Annotated in this window: 15 protein-coding genes; 13 read left to right on the top strand and 2 right to left on the bottom strand. The window is 33.4% G+C overall.

What is annotated here, in order from left to right; all coding sequences use genetic code 11:
• Nucleotides 1–64 precede the first annotated feature (64 nt).
• Both nagB and RCH19_RS06520 read right to left on the bottom strand, forming a co-directional pair.
• Nucleotides 65–1,987 carry a glucosamine-6-phosphate deaminase gene (gene nagB, locus RCH19_RS06525; protein WP_343022545.1) on the bottom strand — a complete coding sequence of 641 codons (1,923 nt, stop codon included), beginning with the start codon at nt 1,985–1,987 and terminating at the stop codon, nt 65–67.
• Between the two features lie 131 nt (nt 1,988–2,118).
• On the bottom strand, nt 2,119–2,868 hold the full coding sequence (locus RCH19_RS06520) for a DeoR/GlpR family DNA-binding transcription regulator (RefSeq protein WP_343022544.1): 750 nt from the start codon (nt 2,866–2,868) through the stop codon (nt 2,119–2,121).
• 215 nt (nt 2,869–3,083) lie between these two features.
• Between RCH19_RS06520 and RCH19_RS06515 the strand changes: the two genes are divergently transcribed.
• The 13 genes from RCH19_RS06515 to katG all read left to right on the top strand — a co-directional run bounded on the left by RCH19_RS06515 (nt 3,084) and on the right by katG (nt 26,501).
• Entirely contained in the window at nt 3,084–6,350 is a 3,267-nt protein-coding gene (locus tag RCH19_RS06515; protein WP_343022543.1) for a TonB-dependent receptor, read from the top strand.
• A 24-nt stretch (nt 6,351–6,374) separates the two neighbouring features.
• Nucleotides 6,375–8,102: a RagB/SusD family nutrient uptake outer membrane protein gene (locus RCH19_RS06510; protein WP_121926182.1), complete on the top strand. Its 1,728-nt coding sequence runs from the start codon at nt 6,375–6,377 to the stop codon at nt 8,100–8,102.
• A 245-nt stretch (nt 8,103–8,347) separates the two neighbouring features.
• Entirely contained in the window at nt 8,348–9,553 is a 1,206-nt protein-coding gene (locus RCH19_RS06505) for a DUF1343 domain-containing protein (RefSeq protein ID WP_343022576.1), read from the top strand.
• A gap of 64 nt (nt 9,554–9,617) precedes the next feature.
• Nucleotides 9,618–10,445 (top strand): N-acetylmuramic acid 6-phosphate etherase, encoded by an 828-nt coding sequence (gene murQ, locus RCH19_RS06500; protein ID WP_343022542.1) that lies wholly within the window; start codon nt 9,618–9,620, stop codon nt 10,443–10,445.
• A 53-nt stretch (nt 10,446–10,498) separates the two neighbouring features.
• On the top strand, nt 10,499–12,007 hold the full coding sequence (locus RCH19_RS06495) for a sodium:solute symporter (protein WP_343022541.1): 1,509 nt from the start codon (nt 10,499–10,501) through the stop codon (nt 12,005–12,007).
• Nucleotides 12,008–12,093: 86 nt separating this feature from the next.
• Nucleotides 12,094–15,096, top strand: coding sequence for a glycoside hydrolase family 3 N-terminal domain-containing protein (locus RCH19_RS06490; RefSeq protein WP_343022540.1), 3,003 nt, complete (start codon nt 12,094–12,096; stop codon nt 15,094–15,096).
• 155 nt (nt 15,097–15,251) lie between these two features.
• A complete protein-coding gene (locus RCH19_RS06485) occupies nt 15,252–16,460 on the top strand; it encodes an anhydro-N-acetylmuramic acid kinase (protein ID WP_343022539.1) in 1,209 nt (402 codons plus the stop codon).
• A 23-nt stretch (nt 16,461–16,483) separates the two neighbouring features.
• Nucleotides 16,484–17,755 (top strand): DUF5009 domain-containing protein, encoded by a 1,272-nt coding sequence (locus RCH19_RS06480; RefSeq protein ID WP_343022538.1) that lies wholly within the window; start codon nt 16,484–16,486, stop codon nt 17,753–17,755.
• A 152-nt stretch (nt 17,756–17,907) separates the two neighbouring features.
• Nucleotides 17,908–19,440 (top strand): family 10 glycosylhydrolase, encoded by a 1,533-nt coding sequence (locus tag RCH19_RS06475; RefSeq protein WP_343022537.1) that lies wholly within the window; start codon nt 17,908–17,910, stop codon nt 19,438–19,440.
• Nucleotides 19,441–19,464: 24 nt separating this feature from the next.
• Nucleotides 19,465–20,763 carry an MFS transporter gene (locus RCH19_RS06470; RefSeq protein WP_121926189.1) on the top strand — a complete coding sequence of 433 codons (1,299 nt, stop codon included), beginning with the start codon at nt 19,465–19,467 and terminating at the stop codon, nt 20,761–20,763.
• Between the two features lie 93 nt (nt 20,764–20,856).
• On the top strand, nt 20,857–22,467 hold the full coding sequence (locus tag RCH19_RS06465; protein WP_343022536.1) for a glycoside hydrolase family 3 N-terminal domain-containing protein: 1,611 nt from the start codon (nt 20,857–20,859) through the stop codon (nt 22,465–22,467).
• Between the two features lie 215 nt (nt 22,468–22,682).
• Nucleotides 22,683–24,140, top strand: coding sequence for a Na+/H+ antiporter NhaC (nhaC, locus tag RCH19_RS06460; protein ID WP_343022535.1), 1,458 nt, complete (start codon nt 22,683–22,685; stop codon nt 24,138–24,140).
• 174 nt (nt 24,141–24,314) lie between these two features.
• The gene (katG, locus tag RCH19_RS06455; protein WP_343022534.1) at nt 24,315–26,501 is read left to right on the top strand and encodes a catalase/peroxidase HPI; all 2,187 of its coding nucleotides are present in this window, start codon (nt 24,315–24,317) and stop codon (nt 26,499–26,501) included.
• The last annotated feature ends 208 nt before the right edge of the window (nt 26,502–26,709 follow it).

The raw sequence follows: 26,709 nt of genomic DNA, 5'->3' as shown, positions 1-26,709 counted from the left end.
CAATTTTCGCGCTATGATTTATAAATTAATTATTAGACATTTTTAGAGCTTTTAAAATGGTTATTTAATAATCAAATCGCTTAAAAGCTTCAATTGCTTCATATTGAGCAAGCCCTAAATCATCATATAATTTGGCTGTGTTTTTATTTCTATCTTCTGCACGAACCCAGAATTCTCTAGAATCATTGCCTTGAAACATAACTCTATCTTTTTGAGACTGATGGTATAAAATAGCGTGTCTTTTCATCAATACTTCGTCAGGACTTAACGGTACTGCCATATCTATCTCGTGGAGATCCCATTCATGCCAAGCACCTCGGTATAACCATAACCAGCAATCGTCCATAAATGACTCTTTTTTAAGTTCCTTCATTGCCGCAAATATTGCATTCAAACAAACTTCATGCGTTCCATGTGGATCTGCCAGATCACCTGCTGCAAAAACTTGATGCGGCTTTATTTTTGAAATGATCGCTGCAACGATATCAATATCCTCCTTAGCAAGTGGATTTTTTTTAATTTGTCCTGTTTCGTAAAACGGAAGATCTAGAAAATGTGTATTTTCATCTTTCAAACCGATATATCTTGTTGCTGCGTAAGATTCACGACGTCTTATCAATCCCTTTAATTTCCTAACTTCCAATGAGTCTACTTCATTTTCACTTTTGGTATTTAAATCCGAGATAACTGATGAAAAAGTACTACTATTTTCATTCGAAATAAAATCATTACATACTTCTGCAAATTTTAGCGCCTCGTCATCAGTTACTGCAATATTTCCAGAAGTTTGATAAACCACATGAACATCGTGACCTTGCTTAATCAATTTTGAAAAAGTTCCTCCCATCGAGATTACGTCATCATCAGGATGCGGACTAAAAAGAATAATTCGTTTTTTAGAAGGATTAGAACGTTCTGGTCTATTACTATCGTCTGTGTTTGGTTTTCCGCCTGGCCAACCAGTGATTGTATGTTGTAAAACATTGAACATATTAATATTCAAATCGTATGCAGAACCTTCTTGGGCCAATAGGTCGGACATGCCGTTATTATTATAATCCCGATCTGTAAGTTTAAGTATAGATTGTTTAGTTTCCTTACAAAGCCATATTATAGCTTTGCTTTTTAATTCTTGTGTCCAAATACATTCTCCCACCAACCATGGTGTTTTAAATCGTGTCAATTCTGAAGCGGCGAATTGATCTAAAACAAAAGTAGTATTATTATGATTTTGTAAGAAAGTAGCAGGAACTTCAGAAGTAATTTCACCCTGAATTGTTCTCTTGATTATTTCGGCTTTGTTTTGTCCCCAAGCTAGTAGTAAAATGCGCTTTGATTTCAAAATTGTTGAAACACCCATTGTGATAGCTCTTTTTGGAACATTGGCAGTTCCATTAAAGGCAGACGACGCATCAATTCTTGTAATATGATCTAAAGTTATAATTCGGGTTCCAGAATTAATATGAGAGCCAGGTTCATTAAAACCTACGTGACCTGTACGACCAATTCCTAATAACTGCAAGTCTATTCCGCCAGCTTGTTTTATTTTATTATCATAATCAATACAATATTGGTTGACTTGAGATAATAAAATTGTACCATCAGGAATGTTAATATTTTCTGGCTTTATATCCACATGATTGAACAAATGCTCCTGCATGAAATAGTGATAACTTTGGCGATTTTCCTTAGTCATCGGGTAATACTCATCTAAATTAAACGTAATGACATTATGAAAACTAAGTCCATCCTCTTGATGCATTCTCACTAATTCCTCATAAACTTTAATGGGAGATGAACCTGTTGCAAGGCCAAGAACACATGATTCATTGCGACTTTGCTTAAAGCGAATTAATTGCGCTATTTCCTCAGCAACATTTTTTGAAGCATCTGAAGCACTTTTGAAAATTACATTATGATTTTTTTCAAATCGAGTTTCTTCAAATTTACCAGGGATGTCATATTGTAACGGAGCGCTGTTTTTCATAATTTGTATCTAAGTTGAAATAGAATAACAAATATATACAAAAAACAAAACACTTCTTTTATTTTGCATTGTTTAACATAAATAAATATGAAAAATGCAAAATAACGCATTCTAAATACGCTTAAATTTCATTAAAATATAAAAACTCCTGACTTTTTATACTCTTCTAATCGAGGATCATCCGATCCTAAGTCGGTAACAATGGTATCTAACATTGTTAAATCGCATACTACATGAGGCTTTTTAGTATTCATCTTGTCAGCAGTAAACATTGCGATCACTTTATCTGAGGATTCAATCATCGCTTTTTTAACGATAGATACTTCGTATCCTTCTTCTGTGAGTCCTTGCTTTACATCTATACTACTTACACCCATAAAGCAAATGTCAGCTTTAATTTTTGACAGAACTTGGAGCACATCCATTCCGATCGTAACCATTGCATTTTTCTGCATTTTACCACCAATAAATATCAAGTCAATATTAGGATATTGAGAGAGTTGCATAGCAATAGGTAAACTATAAGTATAAATAGTCGCTTTTAAGGAAGGAGGGATTAATTTTGAAAAAACCATATTAGTAGTTCCACCGCTCATGATTATAACTTGACCATCGTGAAGTAAAGAAAGTGCTTTATAGCCGATCTCTTTTTTCTTTTGCTCATTAGTAATGACGATATCAAAAACACTTCTGTTCTTTTCAGCAATAGGAACTGCTCCACCATACACTTTCTCAAGAAGACCTTTCTCGTGCAATTTGTTTAAATCTCGTCTAATGGAATCTTCAGACATACCTAATTCCACAGCTAAGTCAATAGTACTCACACGATGCTCCGCAACGAGTTTAGTCATTATATAATGGTGTCTTTCTGCTTTTAACATATTGCTATTTATAGGTAAAATGCAAATGTATTAAAATATACAATTGAAATTAAAGCGCTTACTAACTAAATTTAACAAAAGTTTTATATATTAAAACTAATTTTTTGCGTTATGTTGCGTTATTTATGTTAAAAATAAAAAATATTCGAAAAATATTGCACTAATGTAATTTAAATAAATATATTTGTATAATAACCATTAAAAAACCAATAATTATGAAAAAATTATTACTGATTTCATTTTTGTTTTTTTTAGTACAAGTTACATTTGCACAAACAAAAACAATAACTGGAACTATTAAAAACAATGCAGATGGAATCCCTATTCCAGGTGCCTCGATTCTAATTAAGGGCACTACTAAAAGCAGTGTTACTGATATGGATGGTCAATATCTAATCAATGCATCAGCAGCAGATGTACTTGTATTTAGTTATATGGGTTTTACAACTAAAGAAATGAAAGTTGGAGAACAACAAACAATTAATGTTTCGCTTTTTGAGAGCACTTTAAACTTAGATGAAGTTGTAGTGGTTGGGTTTTCTTCGCAGAAAAAAGCAAATTTAACGGGTGCAGTTGCTAAAATCGACGTTGAAAAGGCACTTGGAAGTAAACCAATTACCGATATAAGTAAAGGTTTACAAGGTACTACGCCGGGATTAAACATTACTTTTAATTCTGGAAACATTGGAAAAACATCAAATATAAATATTCGTGGAGCTGGAACTATTATTAATGGTACTGCTACTGGTTCTCCATTAGTATTAGTTGACGGTGTTCCATCTGATATGTCATTAATTAATCCTGAAGATGTTGCTACGATGTCTGTTCTTAAGGACGCTGCTTCTGCTTCTATTTATGGAGCACGTGCTGCTTTTGGAGTAATCTTAATTACTACTAAAAATGGTAAGGACGCTAAAGGAAAAGTAAGGTTTGCATACAGCAATAATTACGGTTGGAGCAATCCTATTTCATTAATTGAATTTAATGACCCAACAATCGAACTTCCAGCAATGATTCAAGCGCAAGCTCGTGCAGGAAATGCAAATCCAGAATCTTTTGGAATGAACTACAAAACTTTACTTCCAGGGATAATTAACTGGCAACAAAAGTATGCAGCTACAAGAAGCAGTAACGATAAGAATATGATCTTAGGAGAAGATTTTGATGTTATTGGAGGAAAAGAATACTTCTACAGAGTTTGGGATCCACATAAAGAAATGCTTAAGAAAAACGCAATAACGTCATTCCATAACTTTTCAGCACAAGGATCGTTATCAGAGAAAAGTTCATTTATTGTTTCGCTAGGAGTTTCTAACCAAGAAGGGGTTATGAATATAAATACTGAAAATAATCAAAGAATTAACTTGAACATGGGTATGAGTACTCAATTATCTAGTTGGCTTTCAGGAGATTTCAAAGTATTATCTTCTATGCAAGAATATAAATCTCCTTTTAATTATTACAACAGTGGTTTAGACACTGCTGGAAATGGATATTTTGGATACTACATGCGTTGGGGTTCTTATTTCCCTTATGGTACTTATAACGGAATTTCTTTTCGTCATGCACCGGGTTACATGAATAATGCCTCAATGAATAAAAGATTAGAGAACGATACTCGTATCAATGCGAAATTAACAGCTCAAGTTACAAAAGACTTCAATATTATTGCTGAATACAGCATTAACAACAATTTCTTTAGTAATAAATTTAATGGTGGACAAATACCTTTATGGGATTGGTGGACAAGTGCTGCAGATTTAGTTGCTGGAAAACCTACAATGATGGAGTCTGGCAATGATTTTGTTGCTCAATCAAAATCTTCTTACACTACTAACGTTGCTAATATCTACGCAAACTATTCAAAGACTTTTAATAGTGTACATAACTTTAAAGCATTAGGTGGTTTAAACTCAGAGTGGCAATCATTCGAAAGAACTTACGCTCGTAGAAATACTTTGCTAGATAAAAATAAACCAGAATTTAACTTAGCAATTGGTGACCAATTTACATCACCTCTTTCTTCTAATTCTTCTATTAATCCAGGATTGTCTGAATATGCAATTGCAGGTTTCTTCGGCCGTATTAACTATGATTATGATGGAAGATACTTATTAGAATTAAATGCTCGTTATGATGGATCTTCAAAATTTCCAACGCAAGAACAGTGGGGATTTTTCCCTTCAGCATCTGTTGGATACAGAATTTCGAATGAGAAATTTATGGAAAGTACAAGAGGCTGGTTGAATGACTTAAAAATACGTGCATCTATAGGATCTATTGGTAATCAAAATATTGCAAACAATGCATTTTTACCAGTTATGACAAGTAGTAATCCATGGTGGTTAGGAAGTGGAGCTACTATCCCACCTTCTGTATCACTACCAAGCAATGTGGACGCAAACTTATCATGGGAAAAAGTTACAACTCAAGATATTGGTTTAGATTTAAGAATCTACAATATGGTTGGATTAACATTTGACTATTATCAAAGAGACACTAAAGGAGTTTTATCTCCTGGAAAAACTTTGCCAGGATCATTTGGACAATCAGCAGCAAATACAAATTCAGGAAACTTAAGAACTAGAGGTTGGGAATTAGGAATTAACTTCAACAAAGAAATCACTAAAGACATTTCTGTTTACACAGACTTAACTTTATCTGATTACACAACAGAGGTTACTGAATGGAATAACTCTTCTAGACTTTTAGGTTCATTCTACGCAGGACAAAAAATAGGCGAAATTTGGGGTTTAACTACAGATAGACTTATTCAAGCTACTGATGTTGTAGATCCAACTGGTTCTATTGTTAACGGAATTGATTACAAAGACATTCGCTCAGGGACATTTAAATACGGTGCTGGAGATGTTATGTACAAAGATCTAAACGGAGATGGAAAAATATCTAGAGGAAAAGGAACAGCTGATGATTCAGGTGATTTAAGTGTTATAGGTAACGCTACTCCTAAATATCAATATGGTATTCGTCTTGGTGGAAATGTATATGGTTTTGATATCGATGCATTTTTTCAAGGAGTTGGTGAGCGTCAATACTGGGCTACTTCAGATTTAGTTTTACCATTCTATAGTAGAACTGATGCAATGTATGCGAACATGAATGACTACTGGACACCAGATAACACAAATGCTTATTATCCTAATCCGTTCCCTAAACATGATGCAAATGCTTTTGGGGGTTATGCTCCAGGATCAAATAACTTCGTGTCACAGTCTAGATATTTATTAAATATGTCATACTTAAGATTAAAAAGCGTAACAGTAGGATATACTTTACCTAAAAGCTTAAGTAAAAGAATTGGTGTTGATAAGATCAGACCTTACGTTTCTGGTTTAAACCTATTGACTTTTAAAGACAGTAATTTACCTGTGGATCCAGAAATCAATGATTCTGAGGCGACTTGGGGAAGAACATTCCCTTATTCTAAAACATGGTCTATGGGTATTCAACTTGCATTTTAAAAAATAAATTAAAAATTAAAGAAAATGAGAAAATTAAAAATAAACTCTAAGATAAAGCTTTCTGTTCTTGCTCTTTCAATAGCAGGAATGTCTTTTAGCTGCTCAGATTTTCTAGATACACCACCAAAAGATATATTTACAGATAGTAATTTTTGGACTTCTGAAAATAACGTTAAAACATTCTCTTGGTTGAATTACGATACATTTTTAGGATATGGAAATAATGCAGGAACAACTGCAGATTTCTATTTTCATAATTCATCGAATTTTGATGACAATCTAGCTATGAATGTTTTTACAACATTTAATACAACTGCTAATGCAACTAACTCAAACTGGAATTCTTATTACACATTAATTCGTCGCAGTAATTTGATGCTAGAAAGAGTGCCTGCAGTCAATATGGATGAAGCAAAGAAAAATCATTATTTAGGTGTTGCTAAATTTTTCAGAGCATATACGTACTTTAGATTAGCTCAGGAATTTGGAGATGTTCCCTACACCGATGCGTTTTTACAGCAAAATGACGCTAACGTATATAAACCCGCTTTAAGTAGAACTGAGGTAATTAACAATGTAATTAAAGATCTAGAAGAAGCAAGTTCTTTAATGCTTGCTGTTGATGATAAAAACGTAACAGTTAATAAATTTACTGCTTATGCACTATTGAGTAGAGTTTGTCTTTACGAAGGAACTAATAGAAAATATAATCTTGGACAACCAGGAAGCGAATATCTTCAAAAAGCAAAAGCAGCTTCATTAATGGTTATGAATAACGCTTCGTATTCATTAAATTCTGACTGGAAGTCTTTATACAATTCGTTAGAGTTATTAGGAAATACTGAAGTAATTTTAGCTAAAAGATATTTAAGAGGAGTTCTTGGTAACTCTATTCAAGCCTACACTAACACTTCTACTGTGCAAAGTGGTTTGTCTAAATTTGCTGCTGAGAGTTATTCTACAGTTAACGGTTTGCCAATCAAACAAATTGGAGGGAATCCTCAATATTTAGGAGATAATACAATTACAAATGTTTTTGCTAACAGAGATCCACGTTTTGCAAAGGCTTTTGGAAATGTTGATTACGCTTACTCTGACAAACCACTTAATGGTCTAACGTCAATAACTGGATATGTATTTCAGTTGTACAACACTCCCGCTGCTAGTGGCACAGAGGTTACAACTATTGGCCAAAACCAAATTGATGCACCAATATTTACTTTGAGCGAAGTTTATTTAAACTATGCTGAAGCTTGTGCAGAACTTGGTACAGCAACAAACGCAGATCTTAACTTATCTTTAAACAAAGTAAGAGCTCGTGCAGGTATTGCAGTTTTAACTACTGATGGATCAAATGCATCTGTAGGTGGAATTCAGATAAACGATCCTCAAAGAACATCAAGCTTAGAGCAAATCACTGGCGCTGTAAGCCCTCTTATCTGGGAAATTAGACGTGAACGTAGAATGGAATTCATTAGCTGGACAAGTCTTCGAAAAGCTGATATTTTGCGTTGGAAAAAAGGAGATTATCTTGATGGTGCTAAAAACCCTGACGTTTTATTAGGAGCAAGAATTCCCTCTTTGATTGGAACTGCCTCTAAAACTAAAGTTAATGCCGATGGTTACGTAATTCCGTATACTATTTCAAGAACATTTATTTCACCAAAGCATTATTTAACTGCAATTCCAACAAATGATATTAGTCTATATCTTGCTGAAGGAGTAGAATTAAAACAAAATCCAGGTTGGTAATAAATACCACACTTAAATAAATTAACTAGCTCTAGTATTTTTTAAACTAGAGCTAGTATTTTAAAGCTACACACCTATTAAAGTAGCTCATAATATTGTTTCATTACTATTATATTTTTTCAATTATAATATAATATAATACTACTTTTCAGCATTTATAAAATTCAGTTTATTAAATTATAAAATAATTACTGTTACTTTTATTTAATCTAATGCATTCCATAATTTAATTTTTAATAAAGATGATGAAGCTTATAAAAAGAGGTTTGGTTTTTACATTTTCTATATTCTACATTGGAACTTATTGTAATACTACTATACCAATTTTAGATTCAAAAAAAGATTTTGAAATTAGTAATCGACCTATAGAAACCGGTGCCGATAATTATGAAAGCTATCTTCCATTATTAAAAGATAAAAAAGTAGGAATCGTTACAAATCAAACTGGAATTTTAAGTGATCAAACTCATGTAGTTGACTTTTTATTATCAAAAAAAATCAATGTCAGAACTATTTTTGCTCCCGAACATGGTTTTAGAGGAACTGCAGATGCTGGCGAACATGTTGTAGATGGGAAAGATCAAAAAACAGGACTTAGTATCATTTCGCTTTACGGAGATAACAAGAAACCTAAAAAAGAACAATTAGCTGGAATAGATGTAATGGTTTTTGATTTACAAGATGTAGGTGCACGTTTTTACACTTATATATCGTCATTACATTACGTAATGGAAGCTTGTGCCGAAAACGGAATTCCACTTATAATATTAGATCGGCCTAATCCAAATGGCTGTATAATTGACGGTCCACTTTTAGAAAAAGAGTATACAAGTTTTGTTGGTATGCACCCTATTCCACTACTTCATGGAATGACAATAGGAGAATATGGAAAAATGATTAATGGTCAAAAGTGGTTAAAAAACGCAGCTCAATGTAAACTTACTGTAAAACCTTGTGTCGACTATAAACACAATATGCCTTACAGCTTATTAGTAAAACCATCGCCTAATTTACCTAACGATCAATCCATAAATCTATATGCTAGTTTATGTTTTTTCGAAGGAACTAATGTTAGTGTTGGTCGTGGAACGGAGAAACAATTCCAAATTTATGGTTCGCCTTTTTTAGATAAAAAAAGTTTTGATTTTAGTTTTACTCCAAAACCAAATTTTGGTGCAAAAGATCCGATGCATAATGGTAAACTATGCTTTGGGGAAGATTTATCATCTTATAAAAGGGTAAATAAATTAGAATTGAAGTGGCTTATTAAAGCCTACCAAAATACAGCAGATAAGAAAAATTTCTTTAACGCTTTTTTTACAAAATTAGCAGGAACTAAGAAATTGCAAACCCAAATAGAAAATGGTGTTTCTGAAAGTAAGATAAGACAGAGTTGGCAAAAAGATTTGAACTCCTTCAAGAAAATGCGCTCTAATTATCTTCTTTATTAGTGTTATGAGTTCTCAAACAAAAACTATAATTGTAAATTAAAATGATCCTTTAAAAAATAAAAAAATGGCTAAAAATAATCCGGATACTGAAAAAGAATCTCTTTATGCTAATCTCGAAAAAATGAGTACTGAGGAAATACTTATGGGAATAAATGCAGAGGATAAAAAGGTTTCGAGTGTCATTAAGAAACAAATTCCCAATATTGAAAAATTAGTAAATGCCATTGTATTAAAAATGCAAAAAGGTGGTCGCTTATTTTATATAGGTGCAGGGACATCTGGCCGAATAGGTATTTTAGATGCTTCAGAGTGCCCTCCTACTTTTGGGGTCTCACACGATTTAGTTATCGGAATTATTGCGGGTGGTGATTATGCGATTAGAAAGGCAGTTGAAAATGCTGAAGACGATTTTAATCAAGCTTGGGAAGATTTAAAAAAGCATAATATTACAAGCGCCGATTTTGTTATAGGTATTGCCGCCTCAGGAAATACACCTTATGTTATTGGTGGTTTAAAAATGTCAAGAGAAAACAATATTTCTACAGGAAGTATTTCATGCAATAGTAACAGCTTAATTTCAAAAGAAGCAGATTTTCCTGTAGAAATTGTGGTAGGACCAGAATTTCTTACTGGAAGTACACGTATGAAAGCAGGAACATCTCAAAAACTAGTTTTAAATATGATTTCTACTTCAGTGATGATTAAGTTAGGAAAAGTATACGGTAACAAAATGATTGACATGCAATTGTCTAACAAAAAATTAGTTCAAAGAGGTGTTGAAATGATTATTGAAGAATTAAATATCGATGAAAAACTAGCCTCAGAATTATTAAATAAACATAAAAGTGTTAGAGCTGTTTTACTCGCTGAAAATAAAAATTTAGAGAGTTAAAAGTCACACGCTGATCCTCATCCTAAATACTAACAAACCAACAACCACATAAAATGACACCAAGCGCAATCCTGATCCTTATCATCGTTTACTTCGGAGTATTATTCTATATCTCGCATAGAGTGAGCCGGAAAGATGATGGAAATGAAGCGTTCTTTACAGCAAACAAAAATTCAAAATGGTATTTAGTTGCTTTCGGAATGATTGGAACTGCTTTATCTGGTGTTACTTTTATCTCTGTTCCAGGAGAAGTGGGTGCAGCTGGTGGCGAACAATTTAAGTACTTTCAATTTATTATAGGAAACGCAATTGGTTTTATAATAATTACAAAATTATTACTGCCCTTGTACTATAGAATGAATTTGACCTCCATTTATAGCTATATCGAGCAAAGAATGGGTTTTTACAGTTACAAAACAGCCGCGTCTATCTTTTTAATTAGTAGAACGATCAGCTCTGCTTTTAGATTGTATTTAGTTGTAATTGTTCTACAGCGATACGTATTCGATTATTACGGAATTCCATTTGCTGTGACTGTTTTAATATCGTTACTACTTATATTTTCTTATACCTACAGAGGCGGACTTAAAACAATTATCATTACGGATACCTTGCAAACGTTTTTCCTAGTAAGCTCTGTTTTCTTGACAATCTATTTTATTTGTGACAGCATGGACTTAAGTGCCATTGGCGCATTCGAAGAAGTCAAGAATAGTAATTATTCAAAAATATTTTTCTTTGATGATTTCTTGGGAAGTAAATTCCATTTTGTAAAACAAATTTTAGGAGGAATGTTTGTCACCATCGCTATGACAGGACTTGACCAAGATTTGATGCAAAAAAACTTGAGTTGCAAGAACATTGGTGAAGCACAGAAAAACATGTTTACCTTCACGGGAATATTTGTTGTGATCAATATATTTTTCTTGAGCGTAGGAGCTTTACTTTACATTTATGCGAATAAAAAAGGTATTGCGATTCCAACAGATTTAATAACAGGAAAACCTAGAACCGACTTACTTTTCCCAGAAATAGCTTTAAATCATCTCTCCATTATTCCAGCAATTGTATTTTTACTTGGAATTATAGCTGCCACGTTTGCAACTACTGATTCTGCTTTAACAGCCTTAACAACTTCTTTTTGCGTTGATTTCTTAGGAATGGATAAGCAGGAAAACCTGAAAAAGAAAAACAATGTCAAAATAAGACATTTAGTTCACATTAGTTTTTCAGCATTAATTTTCTTAGTTATTCTTGTTTTTAATTCGATTAATGACAGCTCTGTCGTTGGAATGATATTCAGAGTAGCATCGTACACTTACGGTCCATTGTTAGGACTATATGCGTTTGGATTATTCCAAAAAACAAGAAATGTGAATGACAAACTAGTACCTTACATTTGTTTGTTGTCTCCCCTATTTACCTATTTGATAAATGAATATTCAAGAACTTTGTTTGCTGGATATGTGTTTGACAATGAATTGATAGTGCTTAACGGAATGCTGACGTACTTAGGATTGTTACTAACTAGCTCTCACAGCAAGACAAAAATAAGTTTTTAGTATCCAGTACAAACCCGCTTTAATTATTGCTCCCTTTTTACCACTCTATTCAGAGTTAGGTACACTATTTACTTAAATTGAATTAAATGAAAAATTTCTTTATAAAAATTAGCGTCTACACACTTTTTCTAATGGTAATAACTAATTGTGCTACTTCAAAAAAAACAAGTGTAGTATCGAACTTACAAAAGGATTCGTTCATTGAAGATGCGAAAGTATATAATGCACTACCTAAATCAGAAAGAAAGACATTTTTAAAAGATTCAGACGCTGAAACACGTTGGGTTGACAGTATTTATTCTAAAATGTCTGTAAGAGAAAAACTTGGCCAATTGTTTATGGTTTCGGCTTATTCGAATAAGGATTCTATTCATGAAAACAGTGTTGAAAAATTAATTGACGAGTATAAAGTTGGAGGTCTTATTTTTTTCCAAGGTAGTTCTATTCGCCAAGCTAAGCTCACAAATGAATATCAAGCTAAAGCAAAAGTGCCTTTATTTATTGGACTTGATGCCGAATGGGGTTTAAGTATGAGACTAGATTCTACGTACGTTTTCCCCTGGAATATGACATTAGGAGCGATCCAAGATTTATCTTTAATCACGCAAGTAGGAATACAAATGGGCGCCGAAGCTAAAAGAATGGGAATTCATTTCAACTTTGCTCCTGTGCTTGATATTAACACTAATCCTAAAAATCCTATCATTGGGAATCGTTCTTTTGGCGAAAGCAAGACTAATGTTTCTGACAAAGCGGTTGCATTAATGAACGGCGTTCAAAGTCAAGGCGTTTTCACGACAGGTAAGCATTTTCCTGGACATGGCGACACTTCCACCGACTCCCATTACACATTACCATTAGTAACTTTTTCGAAAGAAAGAATTGATTTAGTCGAGCTCTATCCATACAAAAGAATGTTTGATGAAGGTCTCGCTTCTGTAATGGTTGGTCACCTTAATATTCCAAGTTTAGAAAGTAAGGAAAATTATCCTTCCTCCGCTTCTTACAATGTAGTTAGTAATTTACTTCAAAAGCAAATGGGCTTCGAAGGCTTGATAATAACAGATGGACTAGCGATGAAAGGTGCTAGCGACTTTAAAGGTGCTGGTGATCTCGAGTTAGCGGTGCTACTTGCAGGAAATGACATTTTTCTAGGTCCAGAAAATGTACCTGTTGCAATGATAAAATTAGAATCGTATTACAAAGAAGGAATTATAACAGAAGCGCGTTTGTCAGAGTCCGTAAAAAAAATATTGCGCTACAAATTTAAAGTTGGTTTAAATACTTACAAACCTGTCGAAATCAAAAGTCTTATAGCTGACATTAATCCTGCACAAAATGAAGCGTTAAGTTATAAATTGTATGAAAATGCAATCACTGTTCTAAAAAATGAGAAAGAAATTCTTCCGATAAAAGATCTAAGTCAAAAAATAGCCTATGTCAAACTAGGAGATGATATTAACAGTTCTTTTTTATCTACATTAAAAAAATATACAGAAGTAACCGAAGTTTCAAATACAGATATTGACAGCTTAAACACAGAACTAAAAAAATACGATACGGTAATTATTGGTTATCATAAAGAAAATAAAACGTGGGCGAAACAAGATTTTAGTGATAAAGAAATGCTGTGGTTAAAAGAAATTGCCAGACATAATAAAGTAATCTTAGCTGTTTTTGCAAAACCATATACTTTACTTGCTATCACAAATTTTGAAGATATTAAAGGATTAGTAGTTTCTTATCAAAACTCAAGCGTGAGCCAAATCGTGTCAGCAGAATTGATTTTTGGTGCGGTCGCTGCCAAAGGAAAACTACCCGTATCAATCAATAAATCATTTCCTGTAAATCATGGTCTTTCAACTGAGAAACTAAACCGATTGGGTTTCACAGCTCCTGAAAATGAAAATATGAATTCTCAAATTTTGTCTAAAATCGATAGCATTGCAAAAAAAGCAATTGATGGCAAAATGACTCCTGGAATGCAAGTTCTAGTTGCTAGAAAAGGAAATGTAATTTTCCAAAAATCTTTTGGAACTTTTACGTACGAGAATGGTAGTAAACAAGTTAACAATTCAGATTTGTATGACGTAGCTTCTCTAACAAAGATGATTTCGACTCTACCCAATGTGATGCAATTGTATGATAGGAACAAAGTAAAACTAGATACAAAATTAAAAAGAATGGTCCCACTTTTCTCAAAAACAGATAAAGCAAACATCAGCTTTAAGGATCTACTGACCCATTATGCTGGACTTCAAGCATGGATTCCGTTTTATAAAGCGACTTTAAACAGTGATAATACACCAATGGACAAGTATTATAGTAAAGTGGCAAACGCACAATTTTCAACTAAAGTAGCCGATAACCTTTTTCTACGAAATGATTATCACGATACCATAATGAAACTAATTGCTGAAAGCCCATTATCACTCAAGAAAGAATACAAATACAGTGATTTTACCTTTATTATTTTAAAGGAATATCTAGAAAGAAAAACAAAAAAGCCATTAGAAGTTTTAAGTAAGAAAAACTTTTACAGATCGCTTGGAATGAACAATACATTATATAATCCGTTGACGACGTTTGATAAAAATAATATTGCTCCTTCAGAAGTAGATACTTATTTCCGTCACCAAGTTGTACAAGGTCATGTGCATGATATGGCTGCAGCAATGGAAGGTGGAGTTGCCGGTCATGCAGGAATTTTTTCGAATGCAATGGACGTGGCTAAAATGATGCAACTGTTTTTACAAAAAGGAAATTATGGTAACAAAACCTATTTTTCTACGGCCACTTTCGATGTATTCAATACGTCGTATTACGCTGCTGAAGGAGTTCAAAGAGGTTTAGGTTTTGATAAGAGAGTTAAAAAAGATGGACCAACATGTGGCTGCGTTTCGGAAGCTAGTTTTGGGCATACCGGTTTTACCGGCGATATTGCTTGGGTTGATCCTGAGACGGAAATCGTATATGTTTTTCTTTCAAACAGAACTTATCCAGAAGTTACATCAGAAGGAAATAAATTGGCCAGAGAAAATATTAGAGAAGAAATTCAACAAATTATCCAAAATGCCATTATTAAATAAGATCCTAAAAGATATAATTTTCTTTAAAACTTTTAACTTTACCAATTCAGATAAGTGAAACCATTTAAGAAAATATCAAATGAAACCTTCTTTGATTTTAACTTTTTTATTTTGTTAAAAAATGAATTAATTTTTTATTACTGATATATAGAATCATGAATTCAAATCTCGAATCACTTTACAAAATTGCACAAAAACCATCACGAACCATTATTGGTTTGATGTCTGGAACATCACTAGATGGATTAGATGTGGCTTTGTGCGAGATTTCAGGAGCTGGTGAATACACCGAAATTAAATTGATTCAGTTTGAAACAGTTGATTATTCCGAGAATATAAAATTAGATATCAAATCTATTTTTGCAAAGGATACTATTGAATTTCGAAAACTAGTTTTACTAAACGAATGGATTGGAACGTTGCATGCGGAGATGATTCTGAAATGTCTTGATAAATGGAAGATTACTGCTGATAAAGTTGATTTAATAGCATCTCATGGCCAGACCGTTTTCCACGCTCCAAAGATTTTGCACCAGCAGGAAAAATTTCCAAATGGTACTTTACAAATTGGAGATGGTGATCACATTGCGGTAAAAACTGGAATAATGACGATATCTGACTTTAGACAAAAACACGTTGCTGCAGGTGGCGAAGGTGCACCTTTAGCAGTTTATGGTGATTATTTTCTTTTTTCTAAAAAAGGAGAAAACAGAATTATGTTGAACATGGGAGGAATTTCAAATTTCACCTATTTACCAGCTTCTAATAATCCCGAAGAGGTTTTTGTAACGGATACAGGAACAGGAAACACGTTAATAGACGCTTTTACAAAACTAAATTTTCCTGAAAAATCTTATGACAAAGATGCCGAAATTGCTAAAACTGGAACTGTAAACGCTGCACTTCTAGAAAGTTTAAAATCTGATTCTTTTTTTAATAAACCGTATCCAAAAACCACTGGACCTGAACTTTTCAATATGGAATATGTTAAAAAGGCTCAAGCCTTAAGCAGTACTCAAAATATTCCGGTTCCTGATTTGCTCGCCACGTTGACACGATTTAGCGCTGAAACGATCGCAACTGCTATAAAAGAAACAATAAAAAGCACGATTTACAATATTGAAGATTTTATCATTTATTTATCTGGTGGTGGTGCGCACAATCCACTATTAATTCAATGGTTAAAAGAATTATTGACTTGCAATTTTGCAAAAACAGATGATTTAGGAATTTCTGGCGATGCCAAGGAAGCGATACTCTTTGCCATACTAGCCAATGAAACAGTCTCAGGAGGGAAATCTGATTTTGGTAAGCGAAAAGGAATTCCATCTGTTTCGATGGGTAAAATTTCGTTCCCTAATTAATAAACTAATACAACTATTATATAATGCAAAAAGAACGCTTAATTTCGCTCGATGTTTTTAGAGGATTTACTATTCTGTTAATGACAATTGTAAATAATCCTGGAAGTTGGGCGTCAATTTATCCTCCATTAAAACATGCGGAATGGCATGGGTGCACTCCTACTGATTTAGTTTTTCCTTTTTTTATTTTTATAATGGGAACTGCTATTCCATTCGCAATGCCAACTAAACATTTTGATTTAGCCGTTTTTCATAAAATATTAGTTCGTTCCTTAAGGATTTTCTGCTTGGGTTTATTTTTATATTTCTTCGGTCGTATTGAAGTCTTTTCGTTAGAAGGCATTCCTTTATTACTAGCTAGAATACTTATTACTTTCGCGGTAGCGTATGCACTTTTAGGAAACTTTACATTAAAAATTAAAACATATCTCGTTTTAATTATTTTTACAGTTATGTTATTCTTGGCTTACAGCGGAATACCAGTATATCAAGACGTACGAATTCCTGGAGTTTTACAACGAATTGCTATTGTCTATTTCTTCACATCCATTCTATATTTAAAAACTAATTTTAAAATCCAAGTAGCTGTAGTAGCATCTATTTTATTAGGTTACTGGGCTCTAATGGCTCTAATTCCTGTTCCAGGATTTGGCGAAGCAAATTTTGATAAAGGAACTAATTTAGCAGCTTGGCTCGATAATTTATTATTAAACGGACACTTGTGGGCCGCATCAAAAACATGGGATCCAGAAGGAATTTTGAGTACTTTACCAGCAATTGCTACAGGGATTTTAGGAATGTTTATCGGTCAAGTATTGAACATGTCTATTACTAAAGTAGAAATTGTAAAAAGGATTTCAATTGTGGGTGCATCTTTAATAATTCTTGGCTTAGTTTGGGATGTTGTATTCCCTATCAATAAATCATTGTGGACAAGCTCTTATACAATATATACTGCTGGAATTGCAACAATATGCTTAGCAATTTTATACTATATTATTGATGTTGCAAATTATAAAAAATGGATCAAATTATTTTTGATTTGGGGAGTGAATCCAATGATTGTATTTTTCTTCTCGGGGATAATCCCAAGGATTTTAGGTTCAATTAAAATGCAAAACCCACAAATAGCAACGGAAGAAATTAATCTACAGACTTATATTTACAATCATAATATCGTTCCACTTTTCGCTAATCCGCTAAACGCATCGTTATTTTACGCATTGTCCTATGCTGTTTTTTGGTCATTAATATTGTGGGTTTTTTACAAGTATGAATTGATTTTTAAAGTATAGCTTTTAAATTAAAAAACACGGTTTTTTTAATGAACCATGATAAAGTTGGCAAAGAAATTGATTTCAGGAAAGATGTGAAATTATAAACTCTATTTAGCGGGTAGATTTCTCTAAAAAAGCTATTTTTGAATACTTTAAAATAAAAAACGATAATGAAAATTTACAAGCACATTCTTTTACTACTCCCTTTTCTTTTAATCTCATTTTCTAAAAGCGAGGCTCAAGAAATGACAGCACATCCTAAAAGTGAATTTAGAGCAGTTTGGATTGCAACTGTTGTTAATATCGACTGGCCGAAAAGTGGCAATGACAATATTGCAAAGCAAAAGGCAGATTATTTAGAAATTTTAGACACTTACAAAAAATTAAATTATAATGCGGTTATAGTCCAAATTAGAAGTGTTGGTGACGCTTTTTATCCAACAAAATTAGCTCCTTGGTCTAAATATTTGACTGGAAAAGAGGGAAAAGCACCCAATCCGTATTTTGATCCACTAGAATGGATGATTACTGAAGCACATCAACGGGGTTTCGAATTTCACGCTTGGTTGAATCCATATCGCGCAACCATGAATTTAAAAACCGAAGAGCTAAGTCCGGAGCACGATTTATTTAAATTTCCAGAATGGATGATAAAATATGCAGGGAAATATTATTATGATCCAGCACTTCCAGAGGTTCAAAACCATTTAACAGCCGTGATTGAGGAAGTAGTAACGAATTACGATATTGATGCAATACATTTTGATGACTATTTCTATCCTTACAAAGTTCCTGGAGAAAAATTTAATGACGGTGCTTCTTTCAAGAAATATGGAGACGGAAGAACCTTGGAAGATTTTAGAAGATCTAACGTAAATGAATTCGTAAAATGCATTTCTATTTCGATAAAAAATATCAAACCATGGGTACAATTCGGAATTAGCCCCTTTGGTGTTTGGAGAAATAAATCAGTAGATCCAAGAGGTTCTGACACCAAGTCTGGACAAACAAATTATGACGATTTATTTGCTGATCCTATTGCTTGGATGGAGAACAAATGGATTGATTATTTAGTTCCACAATTATATTGGAGTATGGATCATCCCACAGCTTCTCATTCAAAACTTTTACGTTGGTGGTCTGAAAATTCGACAAACGTTAATGTTTATATTGGTAACGGAACGTACAAAGTAAATGCTGATTCAGATAAACGATGGAATAATGCAAAGGAAATTCCAAATCAAATTGATTACGCCAGAAGTTTTAAAAACATTCAAGGAAATGCTTTTTTTAGTGCAAAATCATTTATGAATCGAAACCAAAGTGTCACAAAATTGTTATCCGAAAATCAATATAAATATCCTGCTCTTCCAGCTGTAGTTCCTAATGCAGTTCGAAATATGGTCATTGTACCAACACCAGCAAATATTGTAACAGATCCAATCTCTTCTCGCTTTACAGTGCAATATCCAATGTATAGTAAAGTACGCTACCTTATGGTTTATGCAGCAAAGTTTAATTCAAATATTGATATTAAAGATGCTAGCCAAATCGTTGATAAAGTAGCATATCGTTTAAATAGCGACACGGTCGAAGTTATTATTCCTGCTTATCAAGTTGATAAAAACACAAAATATGCGATTACATTTATTGATTATTATGGCAATGAAAGTGAAGCTACAGAAGTGAATTTTACACTATAAATTAATCTATTTTAAATTCCTTACATGAAAACAGATAATAGACCTTGGTATTGGATTCCCGTTTTAAATTTTGCTTCCGGTTTCCCGTATGTAATCATAATCTCCGTTTCTGTATTGATGTACAAAAACTTAGGGATAAGCAATGAAGATATCGGTTTATATACTAGTTTATTGTATTTGCCTTGGGTAATAAAACCTTTGTGGAGTCCATTTATTGATTTGTATGGAACGAAGCGAAAATGGTTTTTATCGATGCAATTGCTTATTTCTATTGCTTTTTTAATAGTTGGTTTTATTATTCCAGCCAGCCAATTTTTTATACTAAGTTTAGCTGTTTTTTGGGTTGCTGCCTTTGCTTCCGCATCAAATGATGTTGCTAGTGATGGTTTTTATTTACTTGCTTTGGAGAAAGAACAGCAATCATTCTTTTTAGGGATTAGAAGTACATTTTATAGAGCGTCGATGCTTACTGGAAACGGATTGATAATCTTACTAGCTGGCTATTTAGAACATCGTTTCAGTAATAATGTTCAGGCTTGGTCTTACACAATGATATTTGTAGGGATAGTGATGTCAATTCTAACTGTGTACAACTATTTTGCTACTCCAAAAAGTGAACTTCCAATTGCTGACGGTAAAACGGAAGAGAAAAATTTTGGCAAAGTATTTAGTAGCTTTTTTAAGAAAAAACAAATTGTATTAGTTTTAGCTTTCATACTTTTATTTCGTCTTGGCGAATCACAACTGCTTAAAATGCTTACTCCATTTTTAGTGGATCCAATAAGCGACGGAGGAATGGGATTAGAAACTGAAGATGTTGGACTTATTTATGGAACATTCGGGTTGATTGCCTTAACTGTAGGTGGAATTTTAGGAGGAATTGCTATTTCAAGAGATGGATTAGGAAAATGGATGTTGCCAATGATTCTAGCGATGCACTTACCGATCATTGGATTTGTATTGTTATCTCATTTTCATCCTAGTTCAGTACTCTATATTTATCTCACTGTTATAGCAGAACAATTTGGTTACGGTTTTGGTTTTGCGGCTTTCATGATGTACTTGATTTATGTTGCAGATGGCGAATCGAAGACTTCTCACTACTCTATAGCAACGGGATTTATGGCGCTTGGAATGATGCTTCCAGGAATGGTAAGTGGTTATATTCAGGATTATTTAGGATATGGAAATTTCTTTATTTGGGTTTTTATAGCGACAATTCCGGGATTGATACTTTCAAGATATTTGATATTTCCAAAGGAATTTGGTAAGAAAGCAGAGAATATTAATTACCAGACTAGTAAACCTAAAGATGAAGAATAATTAATAGATAGTACTACAAATAATTTAATTTCGATTCGCAAAATTGAAAAATTCAAGTAATAACTGCTATCTCGTTATTCAAAAACTAACAACATGACATTAGAACAAAAAATAGGACAATTTTTCTTTCCCGCAGTTTTTATAAATGACACGGAAGAGAATATCCAAGAGATGGAACTTTTAATTCAAAATCATAATATAGGCGGACTAACTTTTTTTCATAGTAGAGCCAGCGCTGCGACTAATTATGAAACAAAGAAGAAAGTTATTCTAAACGATGATAGTTGCCAACGATTACGAGAACTGATAACTCGTTACCAAAAATGTGCTCCTACTCCACTTTTAATGAGTATTGATGCTGAATGGGGATTAGCGATGCGTGTGGAAAAAACACCGCAATATCCTTACGCAATCACTCTTGGCGCTTTACCGATATCACAGTCTCATTTAGTGTACGAAGTAGGAAAACAAATTGGTTTAGATCTAAAGTCTGTTGGAATACAATACAATTTAGCACCGTTAGCTGATATCAATAATAATCCGAATAATCCGGTGATTGGCTATCGCTCTTTTGGCGAAGAGAAAGAAAAAGTTAGTGATTTTGCTATAGAATATGTGAAAGGAATGAATGATGCTGGCGTACTTGGATGTCTTAAGCATTTTCCTGGCCATGGAAATACAAATGTAGATTCTCATTTAGGTTTACCAATTTTAGAGGAAAATCTAGAGCAGCTATTACAGAATGAATTGGTACCTTTTATTAAAGGAATTGATGCAAAAGTGGATTCTATAATGATAGGTCATTTAGCTGTTCCCGCCTTAAACGATGGAAAGAATACATCTGCGACTTTGTCTAAACCTATTATAGAGACACTTTTGCGCAAGCAATTGGGCTATGATGGACTAATCATTTCAGACGCACTAAATATGAAAAGTGTTTCTGATCTTTATTCGAAAAAAGGACAATTAGAATGGGAAGCTTTTAACGCTGGAAATGATGTTTTATGTTTTGCAATTAACGTTGCGGAAGGAATTCAGGAAATACTAAAAAATGCATCAGAAGAGCGAATTGATGAAAGTTTCAATCGTTTATGGAAAGCAAAGCAGAAAGCAGGAATTTTAAATCCCGATTCAAGTTTAAATCCAATTTTAAACGGCGACTTCGATTTTGAAACTACGTCAAAATTAAATTATAAAATCGCTGAAAATTGTATTACTACATTACGAGATAATCAAAATACAAATACTGTTTTTGAAGCCCAGCGCGCGAATAAATTAGCTAAAATTAGCCTTTATAAAAATACAGATAATCTATTTTTTAAAAATGTGTCTACCGTATTACCTTCCTCAGAATTTAGCTATGAAATGGGGAATGATTTGGCAATAGCTGAATTAGGAAATGATATTGCTGAATTTGACACAATACTCATCTCCTTGTTTGTTCCAAAAGCGAAACCTTTGAATAAGTTTGATATCGAAGAAAAAGTTTTAGAATTTTTGGAAAAAATATTTACGACAAAGAAATGTATCTTATATGTATTTGGAAATCCTTACGCGCTACAAGTAATTCCAAACTTAAAAGCTGCTTTAGGAATTGTCCAAGTTTACCAAGATTTTCCAGAGTTTCAAAAAGTGGCTGCTAATCAGTTACTATCAAACGCTCCTTGCCAAGGAACGCTACCTGTGATGATTACCGATTTATAAATTACAATCCGTACATTTTTTTAAGTTTCGAAAATTATTTCTAAAGATGAAAACTTGAATAATTTTTCGATAAAATGTTTCTTGCTGTAAACTTTTCTAAAATTTTTAAAATTAAAAACTAAAATCGATAAAAATAGAGAAATGACAATTTTGTCAAAATCTGTTTAGGCTGATAGTAACTTTTTTATCTATATTGCAATCTCAAAAGACAAAGAATGGATACAAAAATAAACAGAAATAAAGAATTATCAATTGGAGAAGCTTTAATTCCTGTTGCCGCACTTATAGTAATGCTAGGTTTCAATGTTTACGTTTATGGTGACGAAGCGTTAAGTGGTAGTAATCAATTTGTTCTATTATTAGGTGCTGCGGTTGCTGCTATTGTTGGCTTTTTTAATAAAGTCACCTTTAGTAAAATGATGGAAGAAGTAGCAGAGAATATCAAATCGACTGTTGGCGCTATTTTAATCTTATTAATGGTTGGTGCATTAGCAGGCACTTGGTTGGTTAGCGGTATTATTCCTTCGATGATTTATTATGGATTGCAAATATTAAGTCCAGCAATCTTTTTACCAGCTACATTAATAATATGTTCTATAATATCAATTGCTACGGGAAGTTCTTGGACAACCAGTGCAACTGTTGGTATTGCTCTAATAGGTGTTGGAGGTGCTTTAGGATTCGATTTAGGAATGGTTGCTGGGGCAGTTATTTCTGGAGCTTATTTTGGTGATAAATTATCACCAATGTCTGACACTACTAACCTTGCTCCTGCTATGGCTGGAACCGATTTGTTTACGCATATTAGGTACATGGCTTTGACCACAATACCTACTTATATCATCACTCTTATTCTTTTTATAGTTCTTGGTTTATCAGTCGATATTCATGGAGACGTAAATATAGCCAAACTGCTTACAGATATTGAGGCTTCTTTTACAATCTCTCCATGGCTTTTTGCAGTACCGGTAATTGTTATTGGTTTAATTATCAAAAAAACAGAACCATTGATTGCATTATTAATAGGTACATTATTAGCCGGCGTTTTTGCAGTAATCTTCCAACCGCATATTATAAATCAAATTGCAGGTGTCCAAACTATGAGCGTACAATCTGCATATAAAGGTGTTATGGATGCAATTACTGGGGATATTACTATTGCAACTGAAAACAAAACACTAGCATCACTTTTCACTTCTGGTGGAATGCAAAAAATGCTTGGGACGATTTGGCTAATTCTTTGTGCAATGGTTTTTGGTGGAATAATGGACGCTATAGGTGCGCTTTCTAGAATAAGTCAAGCTTTACTTAAACTTGCTCATACGACTTTTGGTTTATTTGCTGCTACGGTAGGAAGCTGTTTAGCGCTAAACATAACTGCTTCTGATCAATATTTAGCTATTGTAGTTCCAGGTAAAATGTTTGCAAAAGCATACAAAGATAAAGGACTTGCACCCGAAAACTTAAGTAGAACTTTAGAGGATGCAGGTACAGTATCATCTGTTTTAATACCATGGAATACTTGTGGAGCTTATCATGCGGGTACTTTAGGAGTTTCTACGTTTGAATATTTACCATATGCTTTCTTTAATATTATTAGTCCATTCATGACGCTACTATTCGCAGCTTTTAATATTAAAATTAGACAGCTAGTTACTGAAGCTAAAATTTAGGTCGAATAAAATTTATTTTTTTTGATGAGTACCATTTCTTTTAAAAGACTTGGTACTTTTTTGTGTTATAGCAAAAAACTATAAGTTCATAAAATCTTATAATCAAAATCAATAATTATAACGTATCTTTATTGTAAATTTGTAATAGAAATTTATAAACTAAAAATTCAATATATGGAACATTCAAACGAACTTGGTAAATGTCCTTTCAACCATAAAGAAGATACTTCGAGAACAGTAAGCACTAATCAATATTGGTGGCCAAAATCTTTAAATCTAAATATTCTTAGCCAGCATGATTCTAAAACAAGTCCAATGGATAGCGATTTTGATTATGCAGCAGAGTTTAACAAATTAGATTTAGAAGCATTAAAAACTGATTTAAAAAATCTGATGACTGAAAGTCAAGATTGGTGGCCTGCAGATTGGGGACACTATGGTGGTTTAATGATTCGTTTAGCGTGGCACTCTGCCGGTACCTACAGAATCTCAGATGGTCGTGGAGGAAGTAATACAGGTAACCAAAGATTTGCACCTTTAAACAGCTGGCCTGATAACGGAAATTTAGACAAAGCACGTAGACTTTTATGGCCGTTGAAGAAAAAGTACGGTAATAAAATTTCATGGGCTGATTTAATGGTATTAGCAGGAAATATGGCTTACGAATCAATGGGATTCAAAACTTTCGGTTTTGCTGGTGGACGTAAAGACATTTGGCATCCTGAAACTGACGTTTATTGGGGAGCTGAGAAAGAATGGTTAGCTAAATCAGGTAGTGAAGGAAGTAGATATTCTGGAGAGCGTGATTTAGAAAATCCGTTAGCTGCTGTTATGATGGGTTTAGTATACGTTAATCCAGAAGGCGTTGACGGAATTCCTGATCCTTTAAAAACGGCTCGCGACGTTCGTATTACATTCAAAAGAATGGCAATGAATGATGAAGAAACAGTTGCTTTAACTGCAGGTGGACACACAGTAGGAAAAGCACATGGAAATGGTGATGCAACAATATTGAGTAAAGAGCCAGAAGCAAGTGAAATTGAGACCCAAGGATTTGGTTGGATTAATCCAACAAACAATGGTAATGGAGCTGACACTGTAACAAGTGGTTTAGAAGGTTCTTGGACCACAAATCCAACACGATGGGATAACGAATATTTCTATCTTTTATTTACATACGATTGGGAATTGAAGAAAAGCCCAGCTGGAGCTTGGCAGTGGGAACCTATAAACATTAAAGAAGAGGACAAGCCAGTTGACGCCTTTGATCCTACGAGAAGAAATAATCCAATTATGACTGATGCCGATATGGCGATGAAAATGGATCCTAATTATAGAGAAATTTCAGAGCGTTTCTACAAAGACCCAGCTTACTTTGAAGATGTATTTGCTCGCGCTTGGTTCAAATTAACACACAGAGATTTAGGTCCTAAAAATCGTTATTTAGGTGCTGATGTTCCAGAAGAAGTATTGATTTGGCAAGACCCAATTCCAACAGTTGATTATATATTAAGTGATGGTGAAATTGAGGAAATCAAAACAATTATCCTAAATAGCGGATTGACTCGTACAGAATTGATTAATACAGCATGGGATAGCGCAAGAACTTTTAGAGGTTCTGATTATAGAGGTGGCGCTAATGGAGCAAGAATTCAATTAGCTCCCCAAAAAGATTGGATAGCAAATGAACCGGCTCGTCTTGAAAAAGTATTAATGACACTTACTAAAATTCAAAGTGGATTAAGTAAGAAAGTTTCAATTGCTGATTTAATTGTTATTGGTGGAAACGCTGCTATCGAAAAAGCAATTCAAGAAGCAGGATCTAATGTTAAAGTTCCGTTTCATGCTGGAAGAGGCGATGCAACACAAGAAATGACAGATTCAGAATCTTTTGATGATCTAGAACCAACAGCAGATGGTTTTAGAAACTTTACAAAAAAAGAATATACTGTAAAACCAGAAGAGTTACTACTAGATAGAGCACAATTGCTAGGATTAACTGCTCCAGAAATGACAGTTTTAATTGGTGGTATGAGAGTTCTGGGAACGAACTATGCTGGATCAAAAGAAGGAGTATTTACAACTAATGAGGGAGTTTTAACAAACGACTACTTTGTAAATTTAACGGATATGAATTTCAGTTGGAAACCAGTTTCTGAAAACTTATACAATATAGTTGATAGAAAATCTGGTGTAACAAAATTTACTGCAACTCGTGTGGATTTAGTATTTGGTTCCAATTCAATCCTTAGAGCTTACGCAGAAGTTTATGCGCAAGATGATAATAAAGAAAAATTCATCAAAGATTTCGTGAAAGCGTGGTCGAAAGTTATGCATATGGATCGATTTGATTTAAATTAAAAGTGAAACTATTATTAATTCAATTTTATAAAATCCACCAGTAATAGGTGGATTTTTTTATGCTATAACTTCTTATAAATTAGCCACATAAGGTCAATGTGGTGTTGCAGCATTGAAAATTATTTGTCATAACTTTTACTTATAATTTGATAGGAAAATACCATAAAATTAATCGATTAGATTGTCATTTTTTAGTACTTTTGCAAAG

The organism is Flavobacterium sp. PL12 (assembly GCF_039123485.1).
In the GTDB taxonomy this organism is placed as follows: domain Bacteria; phylum Bacteroidota; class Bacteroidia; order Flavobacteriales; family Flavobacteriaceae; genus Flavobacterium; species Flavobacterium weaverense.
This window is presented reverse-complemented; position numbering and strand designations above follow the sequence as displayed.

Bases quoted from the DNA above. Each gene is read 5' to 3' on its own strand.
- nagB (WP_343022545.1), bottom strand. From the start codon at position 1,987: ATGAAAAACAGCGCTCCGTTACAATATGACATCCCTGGTAAATTTGAA.
- RCH19_RS06520 (WP_343022544.1), bottom strand. From the start codon at position 2,868: ATGTTAAAAGCAGAAAGACACCATTATATAATGACTAAACTCGTTGCG.
- RCH19_RS06515 (WP_343022543.1), top strand. From the start codon at position 3,084: ATGAAAAAATTATTACTGATTTCATTTTTGTTTTTTTTAGTACAAGTT.
- RCH19_RS06510 (WP_121926182.1), top strand. From the start codon at position 6,375: ATGAGAAAATTAAAAATAAACTCTAAGATAAAGCTTTCTGTTCTTGCT.
- RCH19_RS06505 (WP_343022576.1), top strand. From the start codon at position 8,348: ATGAAGCTTATAAAAAGAGGTTTGGTTTTTACATTTTCTATATTCTAC.
- murQ (WP_343022542.1), top strand. From the start codon at position 9,618: ATGGCTAAAAATAATCCGGATACTGAAAAAGAATCTCTTTATGCTAAT.
- RCH19_RS06495 (WP_343022541.1), top strand. From the start codon at position 10,499: ATGACACCAAGCGCAATCCTGATCCTTATCATCGTTTACTTCGGAGTA.
- RCH19_RS06490 (WP_343022540.1), top strand. From the start codon at position 12,094: ATGAAAAATTTCTTTATAAAAATTAGCGTCTACACACTTTTTCTAATG.
- RCH19_RS06485 (WP_343022539.1), top strand. From the start codon at position 15,252: ATGAATTCAAATCTCGAATCACTTTACAAAATTGCACAAAAACCATCA.
- RCH19_RS06480 (WP_343022538.1), top strand. From the start codon at position 16,484: ATGCAAAAAGAACGCTTAATTTCGCTCGATGTTTTTAGAGGATTTACT.
- RCH19_RS06475 (WP_343022537.1), top strand. From the start codon at position 17,908: ATGAAAATTTACAAGCACATTCTTTTACTACTCCCTTTTCTTTTAATC.
- RCH19_RS06470 (WP_121926189.1), top strand. From the start codon at position 19,465: ATGAAAACAGATAATAGACCTTGGTATTGGATTCCCGTTTTAAATTTT.
- RCH19_RS06465 (WP_343022536.1), top strand. From the start codon at position 20,857: ATGACATTAGAACAAAAAATAGGACAATTTTTCTTTCCCGCAGTTTTT.
- nhaC (WP_343022535.1), top strand. From the start codon at position 22,683: ATGGATACAAAAATAAACAGAAATAAAGAATTATCAATTGGAGAAGCT.
- katG (WP_343022534.1), top strand. From the start codon at position 24,315: ATGGAACATTCAAACGAACTTGGTAAATGTCCTTTCAACCATAAAGAA.